Origin of the sequence: Streptomyces sp. NPDC051740, assembly GCF_044453165.1 — a bacterium.
Classification (GTDB): domain Bacteria; phylum Actinomycetota; class Actinomycetes; order Streptomycetales; family Streptomycetaceae; genus Streptomyces; species Streptomyces atrovirens.
The window spans coordinates 59,104-80,598 of record NZ_JBITCL010000002.1; the positions used below are offsets into that span (position 1 = coordinate 59,104).

Sequence of the window (21,495 nt, forward strand, 5' to 3'; positions counted from 1 at the left end):
AGGGTGAGTGACGGGACTCGAACCCGCGGCATCCTGGACCACAACCAGGTGCTCTACCAGCTGAGCTACACCCACCATGGCCTTGTCGGTTGAGGTCAGTGACTTCTCCGACCGGCCGAGAAAAAGTGTACAGGGTCCGAAGGGGTGCTCGCGCACGCTTTCCGCGGCGGCCCCCGACGACCCCCCGATCCGCCTACTGAGCAGGCAGGACGTGCTTCGCGGCGATCTTCCTCGCGGTGTCCGAGTCGGGCCCCGGCTGCGGTACGAAGACGGCCTCGCGGTAGTAGCGCAGCTCCGCGATGGACTCGCGGATGTCGGCGAGGGCGCGGTGGTTGCCGTTCTTCTCGGGGCTGTTGAAGTACGCCCTCGGGTACCAGCGGCGGGCCAGCTCCTTGATGCTGGACACGTCCACGATGCGGTAGTGGAGGTAGTCCTCCAGGGTCGGCATGTCCCGCAGCAGGAAACCGCGGTCGGTGCCGACGGAATTGCCGCACAGGGGGGCCTTGCCGGGCTCCTTGACGTGTTCCCGCACGTAGTCGAGGACCTGCCGCTCGGCGTCCCCGAGCGTCGTGCCGCCCTCCAGTTCGGCGAGCAGTCCGGACGCGGTGTGCATCTCCCGCACCACCTCCGGCATCGTCTCCAGGGCCTGGTCCGGCGGGCGGATGACGATGTCCACGCCCTCGCCGAGCACGTTCAGTTCGGAGTCGGTGACGAGGGCGGCCACTTCGATGAGCGCGTCGTCCGACAGCGAGAGGCCGGTCATCTCGCAGTCGATCCACACCATGCGATCGTTCATGTGTCTAACCTTACGGTGCGCTGCGCCGTGCGGGGCCGGTGGTGACACCTGCCCGTGCCGGTGTGAACGTCACAGGGGCCGCCGCCCCCGGGCCCCCGCTCCGGCCCTGAACGGGCCTTGTCCTCGATCTCCCCCGGAGGGGCCACCCCCGACGGGCTGGATACGGCCGGGCCGTCCCCCCGGGTGCGGGCGGTGTGGGTGCGGCGCGCATGCCGGACGGGCCGGAGGCCATGGCCTCCGGCCCGTCCGGCTGCTGTCAGCTCACGGCGCGCTGCGCTGGCCCGGGAGGGCCGAGGCCGTCAGGGACGGGCCCAGGGCGCCGGCCGCCGCCGTGCGGCGGGACTGGTGCGGGAGCGGGTTGTCCGGGTGCGGGGCGGGTGGTGCCTGGTATCCCGGCTGGCCCGGTGGGAGGGCTCCCGCGGTGCTCGGGACGCCCTCGGTGTCCTGGTTCCGGTCGGCCTGCGGGCGCCGCGCGCGGTACGCGGCCCGGTAGGCGGCCGGGGACGAACCCAGCTGGCGCCGGAAGTGGCCGCGCAGCGCGACCGGTGAGCGGAAGCCGCAGCGGCCGGCGACCTCGTCCACCGAGTAGTCCGACGTCTCCAGCAGGCGCTGCGCCTGGAGCACCCGCTGCGTGATCAGCCACTGCAGCGGCGCGCTGCCGGTCAGCGAGCGGAACCGGCGGTCGAACGTACGACGGCTCATGTACGCGCGTGCCGCCAGCGTCTCCACGTCGAACTGTTCGTGGAGGTGCTCCAGCGCCCAGGCGACGACCTCGGCGAGCGGGTCGGCGCCGATCTCCTCGGGTAAAGACCTGTCCAGGTAGCGCTCCTGGCCTCCGCTGCGGCGCGGTGGCACCACCAGGCGGCGGGCCAGCGCGCCGGCCGCCTCGTTGCCGTGATCGGTGCGCACGATGTGCAGGCACAGATCGATTCCGGCCGCCGTGCCCGCGGACGTCAGCACGTCACCGTCGTCCACGAAGAGTTCCCGTGGATCGACGTGCACCGACGGATAGCGTTTCGCCAGCGTCGGCGCGTACATCCAGTGTGTGGTCGCGGGACGGCCGTCCAGCAGACCCGCCGCCGCGAGGACGAAGGCGCCGGTGCACAGCCCGACGATGCGGGCGCCCTCCTCGTGGGCCCGGCGCAGTGCGTCCAGGGCCTCCTCCGGCGGTGGCGAGGTGATCGAACGCCAGGCCGGCACCACGACGGTGCCCGCCCGGGATATCGCCTCCAGGCCATGCGGTGCGGTGAGTTCCAGGCCTCCCGTCGTCCGTAGCGGGCCCTCTTCGCCTCCGCACACGAGCAAGCGGTAGCGCGGTACGCCGGCGTCCTGGCGGTCAACCCCGAACACCGACAGCGGTATGGAACTCTCGAAGATGGGGCCGCCGCTGAACAGCAGCACCGCTACGATCTCCTTGCGGCGGCGGCCGGAGAGTTTCCGAGCCGTCGTTTCCGGCGCGGCAGTGGAGTCGTGGCTCATACTGCTAAGCCCCCCTTGGTGGTCGCGGCTCCTCGGTTGTGTCGCTCCTGCACGTTTCCCCTCGGTCCTGCACGAGTCCCCCGCCGTAAGACATCAAGATCGAATCTACTGCGTCCCGTCGCGCGCCGGTGGCCGGTTCGCCACCCGCGCATTGTCGACTTGGCAACTTGGCGTGAAGCATTCGATCACGAAGCGTTGCACTCGTGGGCCGTGCGGGGAAGTGCGCCTTGTCGCAGTGGCCAATCCACGTAGGGTGCGCGGGGCCCGGCGACCCCTTTTCGCGCAGGTCGAACGGGGGGTGGGGGGTGGTTACGGCGGAGGATGAACACCGGCCAGAAGTTGGCTGAAAAGAGACGGGTGAGGGCATGGAAACCGGTCAGTTGACCGGTGTATCCCCGCCACCGTCCGCGCCGGCCCCGCAAGGGCTCCGGATCCTCCCGGGCGGCAGCCGGCACGGAGTGCTCCGTGGCGCGGGGCACGGGGCCCGGCGTACGGCCGGGGCGTCGGTCACCGTGGGTCCGCGGCGGATCACCCCCGCCGGCGAGTGAACCCTGTGCGAAACACCTGTACAGCACAGCAACCATTGCGTGACGGGCGGACCCTCGTGCATGCTCCGGGGAACCCGCCTGCCGGTATGCGCGGGATCTGGGCTTAGGAGGCGTGCCGCCGTACCCTTGGGGGTATGGGGTTGGGAAGATAATTCCCGGACACAGCTCCGCCGCACACTGTCGTCCCCCACAAAGGATCACAACTCCGAGACAGCCATGGCCGGTCACGAATTCTTCGAACCCGCGGACCGCAAGCGGCCGGTCGCCGATCCCACGGCGGCCGAACCCCTGGCGGCGGAGGAACCACGCCATCCCTGCGACCCCGCGTTCCGGCACGGTGTGGTCGTCGGCTTCGACGGCTCCACCTCCAGCGAGCGGGCCCTCGCCTACGCCATCGGCATGACCCGGCGCTTCGGCTCGGGCCTGATCATCGTCCACGTCGCCAACCGGCTGCCCACGACCGTGTGGGCGGGCTGTGAGCCGCCGGTCTTCGTGGACGTCCCGGACCACCGCACGGAGGTGCTCGGACTCGAGCTGGCCTGTGCGGATTATCTGGCCGAGGTGCCGTGGATCCTCGTCGAGCGTGGTGGGGACATCTGCCACGAGCTCGAGGAGGTGGGGCGGGAGTACGCCGCCGACGCGATCGTCGTGGGTTCCACCCACGGGCTCGTGGGGCGGCTTTTCGGGTCCGTCGCCGGGAGGTTGGCCAAGCGGGCGCAGCGGCCGGTCGTCGTTATTCCGTGAGTTGTGACGGACCCCCGGTGCCGGGTGGCACACGTGGGGGTCCGTACTCATGTATCGGCCTGTGCGGGCGCGTTGGGGCTGATCGCGCGGTTCCCCGCGCCCCTGGGTGTCCTGCTCCGCCGTTTCCGGCCCGGTGAGGCCGCTGGGCTTGTCGCGCCCGTGCGGCGGGGCCGTGGATCGATACGGCCCCGCGCTCCCGGGAACTCCTACTCCACCGTCACCGACTTGGCGAGGTTCCTCGGCTTGTCGATGTCCCTGCCCAGGGCCAAGGCCGTGTGGTAGGCGAGGAGTTGGAGGGGGATGCCCATGAGGATGGGGTCGAGTTCGTCCTCGTTCTTGGGGACGAGGAGGGTGTGGTCGGCCTTCTCCTGGTCCTGGTGGGCGACCGCCACGATCTGGCCGCTGCGGGCCTTGATCTCCTCCATGGCCGCGCGGTTCTTCTCCAGCAGGTCGTCGTCCGGGACGATCGCGACCGTGGGGAGGGCCGGCTCGATCAGGGCCAGCGGACCGTGCTTCAGCTCGGAGGCCGGGTACGCCTCGGCGTGGATGTAGGAGACCTCCTTGAGCTTCAGGGAGGCCTCGCGGGCCACCGGGTAGCCCCGGACACGGCCGATGAAGAGCATCGAGCGGGCCTCGGCGTACCGCAGGGCCAGCTTCTTGATCTCCTCCTCCTGCTTCATGATCTCGGCGATCTGGCCCGGGAGCCTGCGCAGACCCTCGATGATCCGCTTGCCGTCGCGCACCGACAGGTCACGGGTGCGGCCCAGGTGCAGGGCGAGCAGGGCGAAGGCGACCGTGGTGTTGGTGAAGCACTTGGTGGACACCACGCAGACCTCGGGCCCGGCGTGCACGTAGACGCCGCCGTCCGCCTCGCGGGCGATCGCGGAGCCGACGACGTTGACCACGCCCAGCACCCGCGCGCCCTTGCGCTTCAGCTCCTGCACGGCCGCCAGCACGTCGTACGTCTCACCGGACTGGGAGACCGCCACGTACAGGGTGTCGGGGTCCACGACCGCGTTGCGGTAGCGGAACTCGGAGGCCGGCTCGGCGTCGGCGGGGATCCGGGCCAGCTCCTCGATCATCTGCGCGCCGATCATGCCGGCGTGGTACGAGGTGCCGCAGCCGAGGATCTTCACCCGGCGGATCCGGCGCGCCTCGCGGGCGTCCAGGTTGAGGCCGCCCAGGTGCACGGTGGAGAAGCGGTCGTCGATCCGGCCGCGCAGCACGCGGTCCACGGCCTCGGCCTGCTCGTGGATCTCCTTGTGCATGTAGGTGTCGTGGCCGCCCATGTCGTACGACGCCGCCTCCCACTCCACGGTGGTCGGCTCGGCGGTCGTACGGGTGCCCTCGGTGGTGTAGGTGCGGAAGTCGTCGGCCTTCAGCGTGGCCATCTCGCCGTCGTCCAGCGTCACGATCTGACGGGTGTGCGCGACCAGCGCGGCGATGTCCGAGGCGACGAACATCTCCTTCTCGCCGATGCCGAGCACGACCGGCGAGCCGTTGCGGGCCACCACGATGCGGTCCGGGAAGTCGGCGTGCAGGACGGCGATGCCGTACGTGCCCTCGATGAGGCGCACGGTCTCGCGGACCTTGTCCTCCAGCTTCTCGGCCGTCGAGCGGGCGATGAGGTGGACGAGGACCTCGGTGTCGGTCTCGGAGAGGAACTCGACGCCGTCCGCCTCCAGCTTGCGGCGCAGGTCGGAGGCGTTGTCGATGATGCCGTTGTGGACGACGGCGACCTTGCCCTCGGCGTCCAGGTGCGGGTGGGCGTTCACGTCGGAGGGGGCGCCGTGGGTGGCCCAGCGGGTGTGGGCGATGCCGGTGGTGCCCTTGAAGCGCGCCGGGACCTTGGCCTCCAGGTCACGCACCCGTCCCTTGGCCTTGACCATCTTCAGGCCGGACGCCTTCGGGGACGTGACGGCGATGCCCGCCGAGTCGTAGCCGCGGTACTCCAGGCGCTGCAGGCCTTCCAGCAGCAGGGGAGCGACCTCACGCCTGCCGATGTATCCGACGATTCCGCACATGTGTGTATGTTCCTAGCCGTAGACGATGCGGCGCAGTTGCCGGAGCGAGAGCTCGGGCGGGGCCACCGCGCGGTATCTGAGGTCCGCCTCGATCCGTTCGAAGATCGTCGCGTTCACCAGGCCCTGGGCCTGGAGCTCGCGGTGGCGGCGACGGACGTACTCCTCGGTCGTCTCGTCGAAGTAGGCGAGCACGTCCTGGACCACGCGCAGTGCCTCGCCCCGGCTGAGGGGCGTGGACCGCGTCAGATGATCAACGAGTTCGTCGTGCACTCGATGATCCTGGGGTACCGGCCGTGGTTTCGCAACAAACGTGCCCGATTTCGGGCAGGACTCACAGGCGGGGCCCAGGTTTGGCTCACAGGCGCTTGAGGACGGCCTGTTTGGCGAGGGTGAACTCCTCGTCCGTCAGCACCCCGGACCGGTGCAGCTCGCCCAGCTCCCGCAGCCGGCGCAGCAGGGCGTCGTGGTCGTCCTCGGCCGGGGCGGGGGCGGTCAGGGGCCGAGGTGCGGCCTCCAGCTCCCGCGGGTGGTCGTCGGCGGGTGCGGACGGGTGCGGCAGGCGGGCCTGGACGGCGGCGGCGACGAGCGCCATCAGCGGGTCCTTCCTGAAGCCCCACAGCTCCACCGAGTTCGGGTCGTACTTGGCGGGGGCCTTGGTGGGGGAGTGCCGCACGGAGAAACGGAGGTGGCCGTTCTCCAGTCCGACCGCCGGCTGCCACTCCACGCCGGTCAGGTCCGCCATCGCGAGGGTGCGGGTGCCGGCGGCGGCCTTGGCGTCCTCCGTCTTCCAGTTCCACTCCAGCCGGACGCGCTCGCCGTCGAAGCTCACCGTGCCGTCCCCGGCGGAGACGGACAGCGGCACGGACGGGCCGGGCAGCAGGTACTCGGTGACCGGGTCGGAGGGGACCTGGTCCAGCAGCAGGGCGGTGCGGACCTCCTCCGTGAAGTACTCGGCGACGCCGTAGCGGTCGGAGTCGACGATCAGCTGGTAGGGGTCGTGCGGTTCGGTGAGCCGGCCGCCGGTCGCGTGCAGCAGGGGGTCGGCGCCGTCGCGCAGCCGCAGCTTGAGTCGTCCCGACTTCTTGCCCTGCTCCAGGGAGATGCCGGCCAACGCCTGTAGCGGCAGTACCAGTTCACCCAGGGTCCTGCGGAGCAGGCCGACGTTCTTGTCCCGGCCGGGGGTCAGCCGCAGGGCGTCCCCGTCGAAGGTCCAGGTGCCGTCCTTCTGGATGATTTCCGCCATGGGACCGATTGTTTCATCGGATCTGCGGGCCGGTGGGGGGCTGGTCGCGCCCACGCGGCGGAGCCGCACGGTGATACGGCCCCGCGCCCCTGAGTGTGTTCGCCCCCGAGGTGTTCATACCGACGAGCACCCCGGAGGACCGTACTCCGGGGTGCTCGCCCGTCTGTGGGTCAGAGCCCGGCGATCGGGTTCCTCAGGGTGCCCACCAGCTGGAGCGCGCCCGACGGGTCCGTCAGGTCGACCATCTGCCTGTTGTTGCGGAGCTGGAGGCGGTTGAGGCAGGAGAGGGCGAACTCGGGGGCGAACATGTCGTGGCGGGCGAACCTGTCGGCGAGTTCGGGGACCGACGCCTGGTACTCGCGGGTGATCTCCGCGACCGTGCCCCAGAAGTCGTCCTCCTCCACGATGCCCTCCTCGGCGAGGTTCGCCGCGAGGAAGCGGAAGAAGCAGTCGAAGACGTCCGTGAAGACGGACAGGAGCTTCGTGTCGTCCGGGACCTCCACCCGGATGCGGGAGACCTCCGGCGGCAGCACCGCGTCCGGGTCCATCACCGCGATCTCCTCGGCGATGTCCTTGTAGATCGCCCGCCGCACCACCCCGTCCTCCAGGACGAGGATCACGTTCTCGCCGTGCGGCATGTACACCAGGTCGTAGGCGTAGAAGCTGTGCAGCAGCGGGACGTAGTACGCCCGCAGGTAGTGCCGCAGCCACTCGGCCGGGGCGAGCCCCGAGCGTGCGATCAGCGCGCCCGCGAAGGACCTCCCCTCGTGGTCGACGTGGACCAGGGAGGCCATGGTGGCGAGCGACTCGCCGTCCTTCAGGGACGGCACCGGGCTCTCCCGCCACAGCGCGGCCAGCATCTTGCGGTACGGCGAGTAGCGGTCCGTGGCCTGCTCGTACTCCAGGTGCCGGTAGCCCACGGCGGCCCGCTCGCGGATGACGGACAGCCCCGTGGCCCGCAGCACCGGGTCGCCGTCGATCAGCCGGGCCAGCCAGTCGTTGATCGCCGGGGTCGCCTCCATGTAGGCGGCGGACAGTCCCCGCATGAAGCCCATGTTGAGGACGGACAGGGCCGTCTTCACATAGTGCTTCCCGGGGTGCGAGGTGTTGAAGAAGGTGCGGATGGACTGCTGGGCCAGGTACTCGTCGTCGCCCTCGCCCAGGCAGACCAGGTGCCCGCGCGCCACCTCGGCGGCGAAGGTGACGGACAGCTTGTTCCACCACTGCCAGGGGTGGACGGGGATGAGGAGGTAGTCGTCGGGGTCGAGGTCCTGCTCGCGCAGGATGCCGTGGAAGCCCTCGACGGTCTCCTCGCCCAGTTCCTGCCGGACGAACGACTCGTACTCGATCCCGACGCCCGCCGTGAACGCGGCCCGCGAGCGGTGCGCGGCCAGCCACACCAGCCGGACCGGGTTCGCCGTCTCCGGCGCGTACGACCGGTACTCGTGGATGCCGAAGCCGAGCCGTCCGTTGTTGGCGACGAAGCAGGGGTGGCCCTCGGTCATCCCGGTCTCGATGGCCTGGAAGCCGGCGTCGACCAGCTCGGCGACCGGGACCTGCGGCTTGGTGAGCTTGTAGCAGGTGCCGGAGAGGGTGGAGGAGATCTCCTCCAGGTACACCGGCAGGATCTCCTCGCTCAGGCCCAGGGACTTCCGCAGCTCGATGAAGAAGTCCAGGGCCGCGAGGTCGAGTTCGGTGTCGCCCCGGTGGCGGGTGATCGAGTCGGCGTCGATCACCCAGTGGTCCAGGGCGCGGAGCGTCGCCGTGAAGGCGTACCGGGTCAGGCCGTCGTCGCTGCGGACGACGTACCCGCCGTCGCCGGTGGCCTCCGGTGCGACGAGCCGCTCGTGCGCGAACTCGGCGAGCGCCTTGCGGATCAGCAGGCGGTTGGCCCGCGCCCAGCGGTGGGGGGACAGATGCGCCACGGCGTCGGACAGGGTCATACGGATGCTCCTCGGGCGGCCTCGAACTGTTCGCGGGTGCAGAAGCTCAGCAGCGCGCGCTTCTCCGGTTTGTCGATCTCGCGCTCGGGCACGAAGCCCACGACCTCGTTCAGGGCGTGCACGGCCTTGTTGGTCACGTCCGGTTCGACCACCACCCGGCGGGTGTCCGGGTCGGCGAACAGCTCCTCCATCACGGCGGTGATGACGGCCCGGGTGAAGCCGTGCAGCGGCCGGTCGGTCGGCGCGACCAGGAAGTGCATGCCGACGTCGCCGGGCTCGGGGTCGTACAGGCCGACGAGTTCGACGTACCGGGGGTCGTACTTCTCCATCAGGAAGGCCGGTTCGCCGTCGTGCAGGCCCAGGTAGGCGTGGTGGTGCTCGTGGGCGGCGATGCGCATGTACTCGCGCTCGACGTCCTGGAGCTTCGCGTCCTGCATCATCCAGAACGCCGCCTTGGGGTCGGTGACCCAGCGGTGCAGCAGCCCGGAGTCCTTCAGCGGGTCCAGGGGGCGGACGGTGAACGTACCGATGCTCGTACCGCTCATATGCCGAACTCCTGGAACGCGATGGTCTTCTCGACCGGGTAGTACTCGGTGCCGAGCAGTTCGCGGATGATGGTCGCGTTCCGGTACGGGCCCATGCCCAGGTCGGGGCTGGTGACGCTGTGCGTGTGGACGCCGGCGTTCTGCAGGAAGATGCCGCGGCCGGTGACGTCGACGGCGTAGTCGCGGCTCACGTCGAAGCGGCCGTGCCCGTCGAAGCGGATCCGGTCGCGGACCGGGTCGAGGAAGGCCGGCGGCTCGTAGTGGTAGCCGGTGGCCAGCACCAGGCCCTCGGTGCGGATCTCGAAGTCCTTGCCCTGCTCGTCCTGGTGGAAGCCGAGCGTGTAGCCGCCGTCCTCGTACCGGGCGGTGGTGAGCGAGGAGTTGGTGAGCAGCCGGGTGGCCACCGGCCGGTCGCCGCTCTCGACGTTCTTCTGGTAGAGCAGGTCGAAGATCGCGTCGATCAGCTCCGAGTTGATGCCCTTGAAGAGGCCCTTCTGCTGCTTCTCCAGCCGGTAGCGGGTCTCCTCGGGCAGCGCGCGGAAGTAGTCGATGTAGTCCGGGGAGGTCATCTCCAGGGTCAGCTTGGTGTACTCCAGCGGGAAGAACCGCGGGGAGCGGGTGACCCAGTTGAGCTGGTAGCCGTGGACGTCGATCTCGGAGAGCAGCTCGTAGTAGATCTCGGCGGCGCTCTGCCCGCTGCCGACGACCGTGACGGACTTCTTGTCCAGCAGCTCCGCCTTGCGGTGCATGTACTGCGCGTTGTGGAAGAGCCCGCCGTCCAGGCCACGGCACGGCTCGGGGACGAACGGCACGGTTCCGGTGCCGAGCACCAGGTGCCGGGCGCGGTAGGTGCCGCCGGCCTCCGTCGCCACCAGGTACAAGCCCTCGCCCTCGTCGTACGTCACCTCGGTGACCGTCGTGCCGAAGCGGATGCTGCTCAGCTTGCCGGCGGCCCAGCGGCAGTAGTCGTCGTACTCGACCCGCAGCGGGTAGAAGTTCTCGCGTATGTAGAACGAGTACAGCCGCCCCTTCTCCTTCAGGTAGTTGAGGAAGGAGTACGGGGAGGTCGGGTCGGCCAGGGTGACCAGGTCCGACATGAACGGGGTCTGCAGGTGGGCGCCGTCGAGGAACATGCCGGCGTGCCAGGCGAAGCCGGGCTTGGACTCCAGGAAGACGCCGTCGAGTTCGTCGATGGGCTCGGTGAGGCAGGCGAGGCCGAGGTTGAAGGGGCCCAGTCCGATGCCCACGAAGTCGTAGGTGGTCTCAGGGGCTTCAGGAAGCGCGGTCAAGGGACTCTCCCAGGTACTGCTCGGCGTGGCCGGCGATCAGATCGAGGACGGCGGTGATGTCGGACGTCGTGGTCTCGGGGTTCAGCAGGGTGAACTTCAGGTAGTGGCGTCCCGCCACCTTGGTGCCCGCCACCACCGCGTCACCGGAGGCGAACAGGGCCTTGCGGGCGTAGAGGTTGGCGCGGTCGATCTCGGCGGGGTCGGTGACGGCGGCCGGGACGAAGCGGAAGACCAGGGTGGACAGGCTCGGCTCGACCACGACGTCGAAGCGGGGGTCGGCGGCCAGCAGTCTCCAGCCCTCGGCGGCGAGGTCGCACACCTCGTCGAAGAGCTGCCCGATGCCGTCGGCGCCCATCACGCGCAGCGTCATCCACAGCTTCAGCGCGTCGAAGCGGCGGGTGGTCTGCAGGGACTTGTCCACCTGGTTGGGGATACGTTCCTGCACCATGCGGCGCGGGTTGAGGTACTCCGCGTGGTAGGTGGCGTGCCGCAGCGTGGCCGCGTCGCGGACCAGCACGGCCGACGAACTGACCGGCTGGAAGAAGGACTTGTGGTAGTCGACGGTGACGGAGTCGGCGCGCTCGATGCCGTCGATGCGGTCCCGGTGCTTCAGGGAGGCGAGCAGTCCGCAGCCGTAGGCGGCGTCCACGTGCATCCACACGCCGTACTGCGCGCACAGTCCGGCGATCTCCGGCAGCGGGTCGATGGAGCCGAAGTCGGTGGTGCCGGCGGTGGCGACGACGGCCATGGGGACCAGGCCCGCCCCGGCGCAGCGCTCCAGTTCGTGGGCGAGGGCGACGGTCTGCATGCGCTTGTCGTGGTCGACGGGGACCGACACGACGGCGTCCGGGCCGAGGCCGAGCAGTTTCGCGGACTTCTTGACGCTGAAGTGGCTGACCTCGGAGGCGAAGATGCGCAGTTTCGCCAGGTCCTCGGCCTTGGCCTCCTCGCGGGCCAGCAGCAGTGCCTGGAGGTTGGACTGGGTGCCGCCGGAGGTGAACACGCCGTCGGCGGCCGGACCGAGCCCGATGCGGCCCGCCGTCCAGTCGATGAGCTTCCGCTCGATGAGGGTGCCGCCGGCCGACTGGTCCCAGGTGTCCAGGGAGGAGTTGACGGCGGAGAGCACGGCCTCGCCGAGCACGGCCGGGATGACGACCGGGCAGTTGAGGTGGGCGAGGTAGCGGGGGTGGTGGAAGTAGACGGCGTCCCGGAGGTAGACGTCCTCCAGTTCGTCCAGCGCGGCGGTGGTGTCGTGCAGCGGCTGGTCGAGGTCGATGCCGTCGATGCGGGGGGAGAGCGCGTCGACGGTGACGCCGGTGAACGGCCTTTCGGCGGTGGCGAGTTTGGCCGCCACCCGCTCGACTCCTTCGGTCACGGAGCGGCGGTAGTGCTCCGCGGTGGTGTCGTTGAGCAGGTGCGAGCGCATGTGGGGGTCCTCCGGTGGGGACGATCCGGTGCGGGGAAAGCCGACGGCGTATTACTTAGGTTAGCCTAACCTAAGTAATACGCCGTGAAACCGGAGTCCGCCGTGACCGTGGTCACTCCTGAGTCAGGAGTGAACGGCGTCGAATCCGTTTTCCGCCGCCCCCGTTCGGGCGGTCGGGGGGTCAGCCGACCTTCTTGGCCTTCTCGATGGCCTCGGCGAGGTTGTCGAGGAGCGGCGTGCACTTGTCGTAGGACAGGATCGGCTCGGGGGAGCGGGCGATGACCTGGCCGGCCTTGACCGCGGGGAGCTTCTTCCAGGTCGCCTCGGTGATGTCGGCGGGCTGGATGGTCGAGGCGCGGTCGTCCATGATGATGACGTCGGCCGGGTACTTGTCGACGTTCTCCCAGCTCAGCGTCTCGAACCAGCCGCCGGTCGCCTTCTTGGCCTCCTCCGGGGGCTCCACCAGGTTCACACCGAGGGCCTTGAAGTACTCCAGGTCGATGGAGTAGTTGGAGCCGGAGACGTAGAAGACGTCCTGCGCGGCGGAACCGGCCAGCACCCTGATCTCCGGGCGGGCCTTCGCGGCCTTGCGCAGCCGCTCGGCGGCGGCCTCGAACTTCTTCTTCGCCTCGACGACCTTCGTGGCCTTCATGTCGGCGCCCAGCGATTCGGCCAGCTCGGCCATGCGCTGCAGCGGCTCGGGCATCTGGAGGTCGTAGACGGAGATCGCGACGCTCGGGGCGAGCTTGGCGATCTTGTCCTTGGAGGCCTCCGGGACGTACCAGAGCGACCCGGCCTCGTCGAACGTCGTGGAGACGAGCACCTCGGGCTGAAAGGCCGCGTACTGCTCGACGTTGAAGCTGTCGAACTTGTTGCCGAAGATCGTCAGCTTGCTGACGTCCATGTCGCCGGCCTGGACGTCGGCCTTGCCGTCCGTCGTCCTGGTCGGCCCGAAGACGCCCTTGACCTCGATGCCGTAGTCGAACAGGGCGGCGGCGACACCGGTGAACGCGACGATGTTCGTCGGGACCTTGTCGAGCTTCACGGTGGTGCCGCGGTCGTCCTTGAAGGACCAGGGGCCGGACTCGGACGCACCGGACCCCGTCGCGTCCGAGCCGCCGCTCTTCGCGTCGTCGTCCCCGCAGGCGGTGAGCACGGCGCCGAGTCCGAGGGCGCCACCGGCGGCGAGCAGTCCCCGACGGGAGAAGCGGGCGGTACTGGCGTTCGACATGGGTGGGTCTGCTTTCGTGCGTGCGGGGCCGATGGCCTGAAACGCGATTAGGTTAGCCTAACCTCAAGTGCTTACTGAAGGTGACCCTTCTAGTGATGTGGGTCACGGTGCCGGTCGAGGCGCTGCGGAGCCGACCGCGCCGCCCGCGTACGACGAAAGGCCGCCCCGTCACCGGAACCGGTGACGGGACGGCCCCTCGTGTCGTCCGGTCAGTGCGCCCGCTGCTCCCGGTGCAGGCGCTTCGCGCGCTCGCGCTGGGACGGGGCCAGCACGTCCACGGTGACGCCGGCGCCCAGGCCGGGCGTGACCTCCTGGACGCGGAACCGGTCGGCGACCTCCCGCACCCGTGCGTCGTCCGGGCCGAGCCCGATGTAGAACAGCGACTCGTCGACGGGGTCGTCGTCGCCGCCCCAGCGCACCACGCCCTCGCAGTCGGCGAGGATGTCCCGCACGGTCAGCACCTGCAACGGGAAGAGCGAGCCGCTCGCGCCGGCGCCCGGACGGATCCGCACCGCGGTGCCGGAGGCGAGGTTCGACTCCGGCCCGTCCTTCTTCAGGCCGCCGATCGGCTGCCAGCCGGTGAGGTCGACGCGGGGCAGCTGCTCGACCTCGTAGTGGTAGCGCCGTACGACGTGGAGCAGGATCGCCTCCACGTCACCGATCCGCACGTCGACCTCCAGCCCGGTGCCGGACACCTGGCGGGTCCACACGGTGGAGACGCGGTTGGCCTCCTTCTCCAGGGACCAGCCGTTCGCCGACGTGGGCGCCTTCTTCCCCGGCGCGGTCGCGGGCCCGGTCGTCGCGCCGTCCCGGGGACCGGCCAGGGCGGTGCCGGGGGCGACGAGCCCCGCGGCGACCGCGGCGGTGATCACCCCGGTGGACTTCACCAGGACTCGTCTCGACATGCCGTTCACGCTGCCGCGCCTCTCGGTGTGCACGTCATTGTTCCCTTCTCACGGTGAGTAGATGATGAGCGCCGTGGTCGGCAGGAAGGTGGCCAGGGCGCTGAGCAGCCAGTAGGTGCGGGGTACGAGTGGACTGCGGCGCTTGAAGGAACGGTTCACGGCGAGCCAGAGCATGACGTACGGGACGACGATGACTGCGGCGATCGGCAGCCAGAACACCATGGGGTCGTCGTCCGTCGGTTCGGGACCGCCCGCCCAGCTCGCCGCGAGGAACCACAACAGCCAGATCGGCACCACGCCCGGGACGCCGAGAAGCACGTTGACACCCAGGGCGACCTGCCACCGTCCGGTCATCGAGACCGGCCCTCCTTCGTCCGCCGCCGGCACTAGGCGCGGGACAACGCGTTGTACTGCTCCAGGACGTTGTACAGGCCCATCAGTTCCCGGCCGTACTGCTCGGCGTCCGGACCGGTGCCGTTGTACTGGCCGAGCACGGCCTCCGTGACGTGGACGTTTCCGCTCAGGTCGGGCCGGTCGATGCCGAGCAGCTCCGAGTTCCACAGCAGCACGTAGGCGACGGTGCGGACGTTGTACTCCTGGTCGTCGTGGAGCTGGTACCAGACCTTGCGGAGGTCGGCCGAGGAGTTGTAGTCCAGCCCCTCGCCGTTGATGATGCCTTCGCCGATGCAGTAGTTGCGGGCCTTGATGGCGGTCGCGGCGAAGATCTGTCCCCAGCCGGTGCTGCAGTCGTCCCTCTCGCCCGCCTTGACCGCCGCGTCGGCGATGAAGTCGAGCGGGTTGAGCTTGCGCAGCTCCCACAGGACCGGCGCCTGGATGAGCGCCTTGCGCATCCGCAGCGACCGGGCCAGCGAGGTGAACAGCCAGTCCGCGTCCATCACCGCGTCGAAGGCCTCGGTGGTGGAGATGCCGCCGAGGGAGGCCCAGTCCTTGTCGGTCCAGCCGTCGCCGCCGGTCTCCGGTACGCCGATCGACTCCAGGTACGCCTTCACGTCCTGGAGCATCGGGGCCCGGTAGGCGTCCTTGTCCAGGTCGGTGTCCAGCTCGTTGAGGTCGGCGCCCGGGTTGAAGTCGCTCTGGCCGTAGTCCCGTCCGGACGCGATGTTGTTGTCGATCTCGATCAGGCCGTCGCCCGAGCCGACCGTGATGGTGGAGATCTGGTCGAACGCCCAGTTGGTGGGCAGCGGGTAACCGAGGTTGCCGGAGAAGCCGCTGGACATGTCGCAGACGAAGCTCGTCACCGCGTAGCCGGCGTCGGAGACGCGCTGGCAGACGTTGCGCGGGCCGTAGATGCCGACGCGGTAGCCGGAGTTCTCGCCGATGGTGCGCATGATCCCGCGGAAGTGCGGGATGACGTAGTCGGTGACCTCGCCGTCCATCGCGTCGTAGTCGACGGCGAAGTAGATGATGGTGCCGGCCTTGAAGCCGTGGTACCTGGCCCACTCGATCGCGCGGAACGCGTCGATGGTGCCCTGGTTGTGGCTGAAGTAGTCCGCGGACCGGCTCCACGTCTGGAAGATCGGGAAGCAGCTGAGCCCGTACTCCTTGATGGTGGCGAGCTCGCCCGGCTGGATCTGCTTCTCCGGCAGACTCGTGGCGGAGGGGTTGAAGAGGTAACGGCCGATGTACCTGTAGCCGGCGTCCTTCAGGGCCTGCGCCCGCGCGGGCGTGATCTTGGTGACGCCGTCGCAGGCCGTGCCCTTGCGGGACTGGTCGCCGTAGGAGACCAGCAGCGAGGCCCAGGTCTGGAAGTCGCCCTGGCCGGTCACGGGGAGCTTGCTGAAGGACTGGAAGGTCTCCACGCCGGACTGCACCGTGGAGGTGAAGTTGCCGAAGGGGACGTTCCGCTTGTTCAGGATCATGGCCGCGGTGAAGAGCTGCGCCCAGACGCCGGTGGAGCCGTTCGACACGGTGTGGCTCTTCAGGCCGGACTGGGTGCCCGGTCCGAACACGCCGTTGGCGACGCCGTCCGCCATGCCCAGCTCGTACTGGATCGCGAACAGCATCGACTTGGCCACGTCGCGGGAGTGGTGGCCGTCGCAGGGGATGACGTAGAAGTCCTTGCGCAGGATGTACCGGCCGTTCAGCCACTGCTGGATGGAACGGATGCTGTCCGAGCCGTTGCTGACGGTGACGTAGGCGTCCATGTTGAACAGGCCCTTGACCACCTTGGGCCACAGGGAGCTGCCCGGGTAGGTGCCCGAGACGCCCATGTTCTGGTTGAGCTTCGCGACCGCGTCCTTGACCCGGTCGTTGTACTGTCCGTCGATGTCGCCGCCGTCGTAGCCCTTGCAGTACAGGGCGGACTGGATGATGCGGCAGAAGTTGGCCGACGGGATGGTCGTCTCGTCGAGCTTGCCGTACAGCTCCCCCAGCTTTCCGAGGGTGGTCGGGCCGAAGGAGTTGGACAGGGCGGTGATGCCCATCTCGTACTGGAGCGCCCGGGTCAGGGCGTACATCACGGGCCAGCCGGTCTGGCCGTTCTCGCTCAGCTTGGATATGCCCAGGGTCGCGCCGTCGTTGTACGTGGTGTTGATGAATCTCTGGGCGCGAAGCACCATTTCGTCAGCCATGACTCCGTCTTCTCCTGTCGGTCCGGCACGGAGCGGACCCTGTGGGGCCCGCCGGTCATGAGGTCGTTCGTGGCCTGTACGGCTGCGTCGGGTGCGGCGCCGTCCGCCCGGCCGTGAGCGGTGACGGCGCGCGGGCGTGCGACGGCCGCGGGTGCGCGGCCGCTCGACGGCGGGGCGGTCCTTCAGGGGTGCGGGTCAGTGGAACGCCCGCCACCGGATCGTGGCGCGGCGACGTGGAGCAGGTCCCCCCGAGTGTCCGTGCGCGCCGCCCGTACGGCGGCACGCGCTGCTGGAAGCTGTCGCGCGGACCCGGCTGCCCCCTCGGCTCTGTGCCCGGCACACCGGTCGCGTGCTCCGTGGCAACGTTCGTGATCTTGCTTTTCCCCTGACGGCCGGTCAAGTCCGCTATGGACAGACTGTGTTGTTCCGGGAGTCGAGGGGGAGGATTCGTGATGGAAACGTGACCGGAAGGGAATGGGGATCGTGCACAACCCCGAGGCCGTTTCGGGTGTCACGGGGGCCTGACGCGGGCGCCCGCACACGCCGACCGGTCCCGCGCCGAAGGGCGCGGGACCGGTGTCCGTCAGGGCCCGGGCGGGCGGTGGCTCAGCCCGCCAGGCCCAGCTCCCGGGCGATCAGCATCCGCTGGACCTCGCTCGTGCCCTCGCCGATCTCCAGGATCTTCGAGTCGCGCCACATACGGGCCACCGGGTACTCGTTCATGAAGCCGTAGCCGCCGTGGATCTGCGTGGCGTCACGGGCGTTGTCCACGGCGACCGTGGACGAGTACAGCTTCGCCAGCGCCGCCTCCTTCTTGAACGGCTCGCCGGCCACCAGACGGCTGGCGGCGTCGCGCCAGGCGAGGCGGGCCGTGTGGGCCCTCATCTCCATGTCGGCGATCTTGAACTGGATCGCCTGGTTGGCGCCGATCGGCCTGCCGAAGGCGTGCCGCTCCTTGGCGTACTTCACCGACTCGTCCACACAGCCCTGCGCGAGACCCGTGCCCAGCGCCGCTATGGCGATACGGCCCTCGTCCAGGATGCGCAGGAACTGCGCGTAACCCCGGCCCTCCTCACCCAGCAGGTTCGCCGCCGGGACGCGGACGTCCTGGAAGGACAGCTCCCTGGTGTCCGACGCGTTCCAGCCGACCTTCGAGTACGGGGCCGCCACCGTGAAGCCCGGTGTGCCCGACGGGACGATGACCGCCGAGATCAGCGGCCTCCCGTCGGGCTTGCGGCCCGTCACCGCCGTGACCGTGACCAGGCCCGTGATGTCCGTGCCCGAGTTGGTGATGAAGCACTTCGTGCCGTTGACGACCCACTCGTTCGTCGACTCGTCCAGCCGGGCCGTCGTACGGGTCGCGCCCGCGTCACTGCCGCCGTCCGGCTCCGTCAGACCGAACGCGCCCAGGATCTCGCCCGAGCAGAGCCGGGGCAGCCACGCGCGCTTCTGCTCCTCCGTGCCGAAGAGGTGGACCGGCATCGCGCCCAGTGAGACGCCCGCCTCCAGGGTGATCGCCACCGAGGAGTCCACCCGCGCCAGCTCCTCCAGGGCCACGCCCAGGGCGAAGTAGTCGCCGCCCATGCCGCCGTACTCCTCCGGGAACGGCAGCCCGAACAGGCCCATCCGGCCCATCTCCCGCACGATCTCGTACGGGAACTCGTGCCGCTCGTAGAAGTCACCGATCTTCGGCGCCACCACGTCGTGCGCGAACTCCTCCACCGTGCGGCGGAGTTCTTCCAGTTCGGGGGAGAGCTTGTGGTCCATGTCGTTCACTGCTCCTGGTGGGAGAGGGCTCGTACGGTGCGGGACGGGCTGGGTCGGCCCAGGTGGGCGGCCATCCAGACGCTCGTGGCGACCAGACGGCCGAGGTCGACTCCGGTGTCGATGCCGAGACCCCTCAGCATCCACACGAGGTCTTCGGTGGCGAGGTTGCCGGTGGCGGACTTCGCGTACGGGCAGCCGCCCAGTCCGCCGGCGGAGGCGTCGACCGTGGTGACGCCCCGCTGGAGCGCGGCCAGCGTGTTGGACAGGGCCTGGCCGTAGGTGTCGTGGAAGTGCACGGCCAGCGCGGACACGGGCACGTCCGCCTCGCCGAGCGCGGTGAGCAGGGCCGTCACGTGGCCCGGGGTCGCCACCCCGATGGTGTCGCCCAGGCTCAGCTCGTCACAGCCCATGTCGAGCAGGGCCCGGCACACCCGCACCACCTGGGGGACCGGGACCGCGCCCTCCCACGGGTCGCCGAAGCACATCGACAGGTAGCCGCGGACGTGGACGTCCTCCGCCTTCGCCCGCCGCACCACCGGCTCGAACATCGCCAGCGCCTCGTCCACCGTGCGGTTGAGGTTGGCCCTGGCGAAGGACTCCGTGGCACTGGCGAACACCGCGACCCGCCGGGCGCCCAGCGCCAGCGCGCGGTCCAGTCCGCGCTCGTTCGGCACCAGGACCGGCAGCGACACCGGCAGGCCGGACACCGCCGGGTACAGGTCCTCGGCGTCCGCGAGCTGGGGCACCCACCCGGGGTGCACGAAGCTCGTCGCCTCGATGGTGCTCAGACCGGTGCCGGCCAGGCGGCGGACGAACTCCGCCTTGACGGCCGTCGGGACGGTCGCCTTCTCGTTCTGCAGTCCGTCGCGCGCGCCGACCTCGTGGATCCGTACCCGCGCGGGCAGGCCCTCGGCCGGTACGACCATGGGCAGGACCGGTTCCGGGGCGTTCATGCCGTCTCCTCCTCCACGGGGGCGATGACCGCCAGCACCTGGTCCATCGCGACCGTCGTGCCCGGGGCCACGTCCAGTTCGGTGACCGTGCCGGCGTGCGGGGCGGAGATGACGTGCTCCATCTTCATCGCCTCCACCACCAGCAGGCTCTGGCCCGCCGCCACCTCGTCGCCGACGGCGACCTTCACCACCGTCACCGTGCCCGGCATCGGCGCGGTCAGCGAGTCGGCGCCCGCCTGGCCGGCGCGGGTGAGGGACGCGGCGACCGGGTCGTGGTCGCGGACGTGCCAGGCGTCGCCGTCCCGGCCCAGCCAGGTGCCGTCCGGCAGGGCGGCGAAGGTGTGGGTGACGCCGTCGAGCGTGCAGGTGAACCGGTGCCCGCCCACCGGGCCCGCGGACCCCCGCACCGGGGTGCCGGCGCCCGGCAGCAGCAGTTCCGTCCCGCCGTCCGCCGTGCCGCGCACGCGCACGGTCACCGGGTCGTGGCCCGCCACCCGCAGGTGGTGCGCCGTCCACGCCCGCTCGCCGCCCATCCGCCAGCCGTCGGCGGCGGCGAACGGGTCGGCCCAGCCGGATCCGCCGGCGGGCCGCCGGAGGGAGGCCTGGCGCAGCAGCGCCGCCGCCGCGTACGTCTCCGCCGGCACCTCGTCCGGTACGAGCCCGTCCACCTCACGCTCCACCAGCCCGGTGTCCAGGTCGCCGCTCACCACCGCCGGATGCGCCAGCAGCCGCCGCAGGAACCCGGCGTTGGTCTGTACGCCCAGCGTCACCGTCTCCGCCAGCGCCGCCCGGAGCCTGCGCAGCGCGGTCGCGCGGTCGGGGCCGTACGCGATCACCTTGGACAGCATCGGGTCGTAGAGGCTGCCGACCTCCGTGCCCTCGCTCAGCCCGGAGTCGGTGCGGACGCCGTCGCCCCGCGGTTCGCGCAGCCTCAGCACCGTGCCGCCGGAGGGGAGGAACCCGCGTGCGGGGTCCTCGGCGCAGACGCGGGCTTCCACCGCGTGCCCGGTGAGCCTGACGTCCTCCTGCCCGAACGCCAGCGGCTCGCCCGCCGCCACCCGGAGCTGCCACTCCACCAGGTCCAGCTCGGTGATGAGCTCGGTGACCGGGTGCTCCACCTGGAGGCGGGTGTTCATCTCCATGAAGTAGTACGACGACGGGTCGTCGCCCGGGACGATGAACTCCACCGTGCCCGCGCCCCGGTAGCCGCACGAGCGGGCCGCCTGGACCGCCGCCTCGCCCATCGCGGCCCGGGTCCCCTCGTCGAGGAGCACGCTGGGCGCCTCCTCGATGATCTTCTGGTGGCGGCGCTGCAGCGAGCACTCGCGCTCACCCAGGTGGACGACGCCCCCGTGGCCGTCGGCCAGCACCTGGATCTCGATGTGCCGGGGGCGGTCGATCCACCGCTCGACGAGCAGTGTGTCGTCGCCGAAGGAGGCGCGGGCCTCGCGCCGCGCGGCGGCGATCTCGTCGGCCAGCGCCGAGGCGTCCCGCACCAGGCGCATGCCCTTGCCGCCACCGCCCGCCGACGGCTTCAGCAGCACCGGCACACCGATGTCGCGGGCCGCGTCGGCCAGCTGCCCGTCCGTGAGGCCGCTGCCGCTCGAACCCGGGACCACCGGGACCCCGGCCGCCCGCACCGTCTCCTTCGCGCGGATCTTGTCGCCCATCAGGGCGATCGCGTCCGCCGGGGGCCCGATGAACACCAGCCCCGCCTCGGCGCACGCCCGCGCGAACCCGGCGTTCTCGGCCAGGAAGCCGTACCCCGGGTGCACCGCCTGCGCGCCGCTGCGGGCGGCGGCCTCGAGCAGGCGTTCCACCGACAGATAGCTCTCCGAAGCGGCCGCCGGCCCGATCCGTACCGCCGTGTCGGCCTCCCGGACGTGCCGGGCGTCGGCGTCCGCGTCGGAGTACACCGCCACCGAGCGCACGCCCATCGACCGCAGGGTGCGGATGACGCGCACCGCGATCTCGCCCCGGTTGGCCACAAGCACTGTCTCGAACATCGTTG

The 21,495-nt window shown here is 70.2% G+C and carries 17 protein-coding genes and 1 tRNA gene; 1 reads left to right on the plus strand and 17 read right to left on the minus strand.

Translation table 11 applies throughout. The annotated features are described in order from the left end of the window. Positions 1 to 2 precede the first annotated feature (2 nt). The 3 genes from ACIA6T_RS03370 to ACIA6T_RS03380 form a co-directional block, all read right to left on the minus strand. Positions 3 to 75 (minus strand) — tRNA-His (locus ACIA6T_RS03370). Positions 76 to 193: 118 nt separating this feature from the next. Continuing rightward, the gene (orn, locus tag ACIA6T_RS03375) at positions 194 to 796 is read right to left on the minus strand and encodes an oligoribonuclease (protein WP_399444866.1); all 603 of its coding nucleotides are present in this window, start codon (positions 794 to 796) and stop codon (positions 194 to 196) included. Positions 797 to 1,057: 261 nt separating this feature from the next. Next, on the minus strand, positions 1,058 to 2,275 hold the full coding sequence (locus ACIA6T_RS03380) for a helix-turn-helix domain-containing protein (protein WP_399444867.1): 1,218 nt from the start codon (positions 2,273 to 2,275) through the stop codon (positions 1,058 to 1,060). Between the two features lie 764 nt (positions 2,276 to 3,039). Here ACIA6T_RS03380 and ACIA6T_RS03385 point away from each other — a divergent pair. Continuing rightward, the gene (locus ACIA6T_RS03385; protein ID WP_385053766.1) at positions 3,040 to 3,567 is read left to right on the plus strand and encodes a universal stress protein; all 528 of its coding nucleotides are present in this window, start codon (positions 3,040 to 3,042) and stop codon (positions 3,565 to 3,567) included. 206 nt (positions 3,568 to 3,773) lie between these two features. Here the strand turns inward: ACIA6T_RS03385 and glmS are convergent, their stop codons facing one another. The 14 genes from glmS to ACIA6T_RS03455 all read right to left on the minus strand — a co-directional run bounded on the left by glmS (position 3,774) and on the right by ACIA6T_RS03455 (position 21,490). Beyond that, complete coding sequence (glmS, locus tag ACIA6T_RS03390) at positions 3,774 to 5,591, minus strand: glutamine--fructose-6-phosphate transaminase (isomerizing) (protein WP_085570645.1); 1,818 nt, start codon at positions 5,589 to 5,591, stop codon at positions 3,774 to 3,776. Between the two features lie 12 nt (positions 5,592 to 5,603). Next, entirely contained in the window at positions 5,604 to 5,861 is a 258-nt protein-coding gene (locus ACIA6T_RS03395) for a hypothetical protein (RefSeq protein WP_030217181.1), read from the minus strand. Between the two features lie 85 nt (positions 5,862 to 5,946). Next, positions 5,947 to 6,834 (minus strand): DUF4429 domain-containing protein, encoded by an 888-nt coding sequence (locus ACIA6T_RS03400; RefSeq protein WP_399444868.1) that lies wholly within the window; start codon positions 6,832 to 6,834, stop codon positions 5,947 to 5,949. Between the two features lie 170 nt (positions 6,835 to 7,004). Further along, on the minus strand, positions 7,005 to 8,777 hold the full coding sequence (locus ACIA6T_RS03405; RefSeq protein WP_399444869.1) for an IucA/IucC family protein: 1,773 nt from the start codon (positions 8,775 to 8,777) through the stop codon (positions 7,005 to 7,007). Continuing rightward, positions 8,774 to 9,322 (minus strand): GNAT family N-acetyltransferase, encoded by a 549-nt coding sequence (locus ACIA6T_RS03410; RefSeq protein WP_399444870.1) that lies wholly within the window; start codon positions 9,320 to 9,322, stop codon positions 8,774 to 8,776. The genes ACIA6T_RS03405 and ACIA6T_RS03410 overlap by 4 nt, the downstream gene beginning before the upstream one ends. Beyond that, positions 9,319 to 10,611, minus strand: a complete 1,293-nt coding sequence (locus ACIA6T_RS03415) for a lysine N(6)-hydroxylase/L-ornithine N(5)-oxygenase family protein (RefSeq protein ID WP_399444871.1) — start codon at positions 10,609 to 10,611, stop codon at positions 9,319 to 9,321. The genes ACIA6T_RS03410 and ACIA6T_RS03415 overlap by 4 nt, the downstream gene beginning before the upstream one ends. Beyond that, positions 10,595 to 12,037, minus strand: coding sequence for a lysine decarboxylase DesA (gene desA, locus ACIA6T_RS03420; protein ID WP_399444872.1), 1,443 nt, complete (start codon positions 12,035 to 12,037; stop codon positions 10,595 to 10,597). The genes ACIA6T_RS03415 and desA overlap by 17 nt, the downstream gene beginning before the upstream one ends. A 181-nt stretch (positions 12,038 to 12,218) precedes the next feature. Next, complete coding sequence (locus ACIA6T_RS03425; RefSeq protein WP_399444873.1) at positions 12,219 to 13,268, minus strand: ABC transporter substrate-binding protein; 1,050 nt, start codon at positions 13,266 to 13,268, stop codon at positions 12,219 to 12,221. Between the two features lie 209 nt (positions 13,269 to 13,477). Further along, a complete protein-coding gene (locus tag ACIA6T_RS03430) occupies positions 13,478 to 14,173 on the minus strand; it encodes a hypothetical protein (protein ID WP_399444874.1) in 696 nt (231 codons plus the stop codon). Between the two features lie 48 nt (positions 14,174 to 14,221). Next, the gene (locus ACIA6T_RS03435; protein ID WP_399444875.1) at positions 14,222 to 14,527 is read right to left on the minus strand and encodes a hypothetical protein; all 306 of its coding nucleotides are present in this window, start codon (positions 14,525 to 14,527) and stop codon (positions 14,222 to 14,224) included. 32 nt (positions 14,528 to 14,559) lie between these two features. Then, positions 14,560 to 16,764, minus strand: a complete 2,205-nt coding sequence (locus ACIA6T_RS03440; RefSeq protein ID WP_399444876.1) for a glycoside hydrolase domain-containing protein — start codon at positions 16,762 to 16,764, stop codon at positions 14,560 to 14,562. A gap of 606 nt (positions 16,765 to 17,370) precedes the next feature. After that, positions 17,371 to 18,531, minus strand: coding sequence for an acyl-CoA dehydrogenase family protein (locus ACIA6T_RS03445; RefSeq protein ID WP_399444877.1), 1,161 nt, complete (start codon positions 18,529 to 18,531; stop codon positions 17,371 to 17,373). Between the two features lie 5 nt (positions 18,532 to 18,536). Next, on the minus strand, positions 18,537 to 19,484 hold the full coding sequence (locus ACIA6T_RS03450) for a hydroxymethylglutaryl-CoA lyase (protein WP_399444878.1): 948 nt from the start codon (positions 19,482 to 19,484) through the stop codon (positions 18,537 to 18,539). Further along, positions 19,481 to 21,490, minus strand: a complete 2,010-nt coding sequence (locus ACIA6T_RS03455) for an acetyl/propionyl/methylcrotonyl-CoA carboxylase subunit alpha (protein ID WP_399444879.1) — start codon at positions 21,488 to 21,490, stop codon at positions 19,481 to 19,483. The genes ACIA6T_RS03450 and ACIA6T_RS03455 overlap by 4 nt, the downstream gene beginning before the upstream one ends. Between the last annotated feature and the right edge of the window lie 5 nt (positions 21,491 to 21,495).